Source organism: Rhodoferax sp. (genome assembly GCF_023701345.1).
Taxonomy (GTDB): Bacteria; Pseudomonadota; Gammaproteobacteria; order Burkholderiales; family Burkholderiaceae_C; genus Rhodoferax.
Genome location: NZ_JAMPXE010000183.1, coordinates 1 through 5,011, shown reverse-complemented (window position 1 = coordinate 5,011; position 5,011 = coordinate 1). Strand labels below are relative to the sequence as shown.

The 5,011-nt window shown below is 61.7% G+C and carries 5 protein-coding genes; 2 read left to right on the top strand and 3 right to left on the bottom strand.

Going from position 1 to position 5,011, the window contains the following annotated elements; genetic code table 11:
• Window positions 1-61: 61 nt before the first annotated feature.
• Entirely contained in the window at window positions 62-511 is a 450-nt protein-coding gene (locus NDI87_RS16525; RefSeq protein ID WP_296276663.1) for an OsmC family protein, read from the bottom strand.
• An 80-nt stretch (window positions 512-591) separates the two neighbouring features.
• On the opposite strand from NDI87_RS16525, the gene ilvA reads away from it, so the two are divergent.
• Entirely contained in the window at window positions 592-2,154 is a 1,563-nt protein-coding gene (gene ilvA / locus NDI87_RS16520; protein ID WP_296276662.1) for a threonine ammonia-lyase, biosynthetic, read from the top strand.
• 107 nt (window positions 2,155-2,261) lie between these two features.
• On the top strand, window positions 2,262-3,176 hold the full coding sequence (locus NDI87_RS16515; RefSeq protein WP_296276661.1) for a 5'-nucleotidase: 915 nt from the start codon (window positions 2,262-2,264) through the stop codon (window positions 3,174-3,176).
• Here NDI87_RS16515 and NDI87_RS16510 read toward each other — a convergent pair.
• Together NDI87_RS16510 and NDI87_RS16505 are read right to left on the bottom strand one after the other, a co-directional pair.
• Complete coding sequence (locus tag NDI87_RS16510; protein ID WP_296276659.1) at window positions 3,173-4,096, bottom strand: MBL fold metallo-hydrolase; 924 nt, start codon at window positions 4,094-4,096, stop codon at window positions 3,173-3,175. The two genes, NDI87_RS16515 and NDI87_RS16510, sit on opposite strands and share 4 nt — an antisense overlap.
• Before the next feature lie 68 nt (window positions 4,097-4,164).
• Window positions 4,165-4,914 (bottom strand): hypothetical protein, encoded by a 750-nt coding sequence (locus NDI87_RS16505; protein ID WP_296276658.1) that lies wholly within the window; start codon window positions 4,912-4,914, stop codon window positions 4,165-4,167.
• Window positions 4,915-5,011: the final 97 nt, after the last annotated feature.

Sequence of the window (5,011 nt, the reverse complement as noted above, 5' to 3'; positions counted from 1 at the left end):
CGGATTGCATGGACTGCCGCGCTGCGCTCGCAGTGACGGGGTCAGGTTCAATGATTAATGTTCATGCCTCCAGCACCTCAAAGCTGGTCGTAATCTCTGCGGTTTTTGCCAGCATGACGCTGGCCGAGCAGTATTTGTCGTGGCTCATGGCAATGGCGCGCTCGACAGCGGCGGTCGGCACTCCCTTGCCGGTCACGGTGAAATGCATGTTGATGCGCGTGAACACCTTGGGATCGGTTTCGGCGCGTTCGGCGTCGAGTTTGACGCTGCAGCCGCGTACGTCGTGACGACCGCGTTTGAGGATCAGCACCACGTCATAAGCGGTGCAGCCGCCCGCGCCCGCCAGCAGGGTTTCCATCGGCCGTGGCGCCAAGTTCTGGCCGCCGTTCTCGGGTTTGACGGCATCGGGCGCGCCGTCCATCACCAGCGTGTGGCCGCTGCCGGTTTCGGCCAAAAAGCCCATGCCCGAGCGCGTCCCCGAAGCGCCGGTCCAACTTACAGTGCATTCCATGTTCAGGTTTCCTTCAAGGTTCAAGAGCGGCGATTGTCGCTTTTTGCCACTTTCGTCGGGGCGCTTATCATTGTCACCCTATGAAAACTTCAGCTTTGACCCCCGCGGACTACCTCAAAAAGATCTTGACGGCCCGCGTTTACGACGTGGCGGTGGAAACCAACCTCGAAATCGCGCCAGACCTCAGTGCGCGCCTCAACAACACCGTGCTGCTCAAGCGCGAAGACCAGCAACCGGTGCACAGCTTCAAGCTGCGCGGGGCGTACAACAAGATGGTGCACCTGAGCCTGGCACACCTGAACAGGGGCGTGATTTGCGCCTCGGCCGGCAACCACGCCCAGGGCGTTGCCTTGAGCGCCCAACGGCTCGGTTGCCGCGCCGTCATCGTCATGCCGACCACCACGCCGCAAGTCAAGGTGGACGCGGTGCGCGGCTTCGGCGGCGAGGTGGTGTTGTTTGGCGACAGCTATTCGGACGCCCATGGTCATGCGGTGGAGCTGGAAAAAAAGGAAGGCCTGACCTTTGTCCACCCGTTTGACGACCCCGATGTGATCGCCGGCCAGGGCACCATTGCCATGGAACTGCTGCGCCAGCACCAGGGGCGGCTTGATGCCGTGTTTGTGGCGATTGGCGGCGGCGGCCTGATCGCGGGCGTGGCCAATTACATCAAGGCGCTGCGCCCCGAGATCAAGGTGATTGGTGTGCAGATGAACGACTCGGACGCGATGACGCAATCGGTGACCGCCAACAAGCGTGTCACCCTGGCCGACGTCGGCCTGTTCTCGGACGGCACGGCGGTGAAACTGGTGGGCGAAGAGACATTCCGCGTCGCCAGCAATCTGGTGGACGACTACATGCTGGTCGATACCGACGCGGTGTGCGCGGCCATCAAGGACGTGTTTGTCGACACCCGCAGCATCGTGGAACCCGCCGGCGCGCTGGCGGTGGCGGCCATCAAGCAGTATGTGGCCGCGCACAAGAAAAAAGGCGAAACCTACGCCGCCATCTTGTGCGGCGCCAACATGAACTTCGACCGCCTGCGCTTCGTCGCCGAACGCGCCGAAGTGGGTGAGGAGCGCGAGGCCTTGTTTGCCGTGACCATTCCCGAGGAGCGTGGCAGCTTCCGGCGCTTTTGCGAGCTGATTGGCAACCTGCCCAGTTTTGGCGGTCCCAAGACCCTGCGCAACGTGACCGAATTCAATTACCGCATCAGTGACGCCAACAAGGCCCATGTCTTTGTCGGCCTGACCACGGCCGCCAAGGGCGAGTCGGGCAAGATTGCGGCGCACCTCAGCAGGCACCGTTTTGAGGCGCTCGATTTGACCCATGACGAATTGGCCAAGGAGCACGTTCGCCACATGGTGGGCGGCCACTCGGCGCTGGCTGAAGACGAGCGCCTGCTGCGCTTTGTGTTCCCCGAGCGACCCGGTGCGCTGCTCAAGTTTTTGAGCCTGTTGCGGCCCAACTGGAACATCAGCCTGTTCCATTACCGCAACCAGGGTGCCGACTATGGCCACATCCTGGTGGGTATCCAGGTGCCAACGAGCGACTCGCAAGCCTTCAGTGAATTTCTGGCCACACTGGGCTACCCCTATGTGGAAGAAACCGCCAACCCGGTTTACCGGATGTTTTTGCAGCAATGACCCATCAGCCGATGTCGTCATTGCGATACGCAAGTGAAGCAATCCATGACTTCCGGCTGCATGGACTGCCGCGCTACGCTCGCAGTGACGGTTAGGAGTACCACCCCATGGCAATGACACTTGACGGCAAGCTGGTGGTGGCCATTTCCAGCCGCGCGCTGTTTGACTTCGAAGAAGAAAACGAAGTCTTCGAGCAGGGCGACGACCGCGCCTACATGGCGCTGCAGTTACAGCGCCTGGACATTCCCGCCAAGCCCGGTGTGGCGTTCTCGCTGGTGCAGAAACTGCTGGCCTTCAACCAAGTTGCGCCAGCCCCCAACAACCACCCGGTCGAGGTCGTCATCCTGTCGCGCAACGACCCGGTCTCGGGCATGCGGGTGTTCCGCTCCGCGCAGCACTATGGGCTGGCCATTGAGCGCGGCAGCTTCACCCGCGGTCAGCCGCCCTGGCGCTACCTGAAACCGCTGCACGCCAACCTGTTTTTAAGCACCCACCTGAGCGATGTGCGTGCCGCGCTCGAAGCGGGCGTGCCGGCCGCGCAGGTTTATCCGCGCTCGGTCCACGCCAGCGATGCGCACCCTGCTGAAGTGCGCATTGCCTTTGACGGCGACGCGGTGCTGTTCAGCGACGAAGCCGAGCAGGTCTACCAAACGCAGGGTTTGCAGGCCTTTCAACAGCATGAGACCCTGAAGGCGGCGCTGCCTCTGCCCGATGGCCCGTTCAAGCCCCTGCTGTTTGCCTTGCAGCGGTTGCAGCAGGCCGGCACGCCCGCCATGCGTATCCGCACCGCGCTGGTCACGGCGCGCAGCGCGCCGGCGCACGAGCGCGCCATCCGCACCCTGATGAACTGGAACATCGAGGTCGATGAAGCCATGTTCCTGGGCGGCCTGGCCAAGGGTGAGTTCCTGCGCGAGTTCGAGCCCGATTTTTTCTTTGACGATCAGACCGGTCACATCGAATCCGCCGCCCGGCATGTGCCCGCCGGCCATGTGGCCAGCGGTGTGCGCAACAACCTGTCTTAAGCGCTGCTGTCGTTGGATACGGTCTGCTGGTCGTGGCTGGCGGCGCCACTGCGTACCAGTTCATCCAGCAGGGCCAGCACCCAGTCCTGAAAATTCTGATCAGGCGTGGCGCTGGACTGGTAAATCTGCTGGAGCAATGGCGTTGCCTGAGCCCACTGCATCAGGCCTGCCAGCGGAATCTTCTGAGCTTCGAGCAGTTTGAATTTGAGCAGTACCTTGGCGGCGTAGCGAATGTGCTTTTGTGGCGCCTGCACAAAACTGTCAAGCCGCCTGCGCGCCCGCGCCAGGGCGCCAGTGACATCTGAAAAGGCCGCGCCGTGGCCCGGGATGACGATGCGCGGGGCCAGCGCCTCGATCACATCAAGGGTTTGCGCCACCTCGGTAAAGGCATCTGCCCCATCGAGTTCTGGAAACACCACGCCAAAACCGTTTTCCCACAAGGCATCCGCAGAGATCAGGAGGCCGTTTTGGGGCTCGAACAGAATCACCGAATGGGGGTCGTGCCCAGGGGCGGCGTGAATCTGCCAGAGCTGCTCGCCCAGGGCAATTTCTGTGCCGGGTTGCAGCGTGGCTGTGTAGCCAAAAGGCGGGCAGATTTGCCCGGTCGGCTGGTAGGACAGGGCCACCGGATCCCAAGGTTTCACGTAGCGTGCATGCCCGGGTGGAATCAGGGTCTGCAACTGGGGGTAATGTGCTTGCAGCAGGGCGTTACCGCCGCAGTGGTCGCTGTGCAAATGGGTGTTGAGCAGCAGGCCAAGCGCTTGGTCTTGCAGCGCTGCCGTCAGCAGCCCCAGCGTCTGCGTGGCGTGGCTGGCGTAACCGCTGTCAATCAGCGCGCAGTGATGCCGACCCCGGATCAGGATGTTGTTGGAGGACAGCCAGCCGCGTTCAAGCAGGGTGATGCCACGGGGAAGTTGCACGGGAGACCTTTAAAAAGAAGGATGTTGGGCCGCAACGAAGCGTGCGGTGCGACAGTAGGCCTGAGGCCTCAGGCCTTGCCGGCCGGGACCGATGCCAGAGTCTGGCTCAATTCGGTCGCGCAGGCGGCAGCAGGGGCATCAAACAGACGGTCCAGCAAGGCAGATTCGCGCGCCTTGACGGTGTCCAGAAAACTGCTGACCGTGCCCTTGTTGCGGGCCAGCTCGGCAAAGTGGTTAAAGCCGGATTCCAGGAAATTCTGCAGCGCGCCCAGTCCGGCCAGCTGCGCTGGTTTGCGCATCATTTTGAGCATGAAATGCAGGCCCGGTTTGCGCGTCAGGCGCCCTAACTCCTGCCCAATCTCCAGAACCGTGTTGAGTTGCCGTAGCCGGTCTTCACGGCGGCCGACAGCGCGCCACGTCAGCACATAGGCTTGCGCCTGGGAGACGCCGGGTTGCAGCTGCCAGTTCAGGGCCATGGCCAGGTCAAGTTCTTCGGTCAGGTTATGCAGTTCGGCCAGGGCCACCGCTGTCGCGACCACTTGCTGGGGAAAGGTGCGTTCCAGGGCGCCGGCAATGCGGGCAAATTGCGCATCGCGCTCGGCGAAGTCCTTGGCGCTGTACAGCTCTTCCAGAAAGAAGTTGGCGCAAGCTGCGTAGCTGGCAGAGTGCAGCAGGTCCTGGTAAGTGCCAGAAAAACGCAGCGCCTGCATATGTTTGACGGTGTGAAGCGCCAGCGCCAAGTCGGGTTGATCGACAACCTTTTGGCGCAGTGCGACCACCCGGGAGATAGATTCCCGTATCTGGTTTGAAGCTTGCATCGTGCGTCAAGTTTATCCAGTCAAGTTGTGGTAAATCCAACAACTTGGCAGGAGTTATGCGCTCTAGAGATCAATACTTAGGGAAAACCCTTATATT

Coding starts and splice junctions, on each gene's coding strand:
- NDI87_RS16525 (WP_296276663.1), bottom strand. CDS start 511: ATGGAATGCACTGTAAGTTGGACCGGCGCTTCGGGGACGCGCTCGGGC.
- ilvA (WP_296276662.1), top strand. CDS start 592: ATGAAAACTTCAGCTTTGACCCCCGCGGACTACCTCAAAAAGATCTTG.
- NDI87_RS16515 (WP_296276661.1), top strand. CDS start 2,262: ATGGCAATGACACTTGACGGCAAGCTGGTGGTGGCCATTTCCAGCCGC.
- NDI87_RS16505 (WP_296276658.1), bottom strand. CDS start 4,914: ATGCAAGCTTCAAACCAGATACGGGAATCTATCTCCCGGGTGGTCGCA.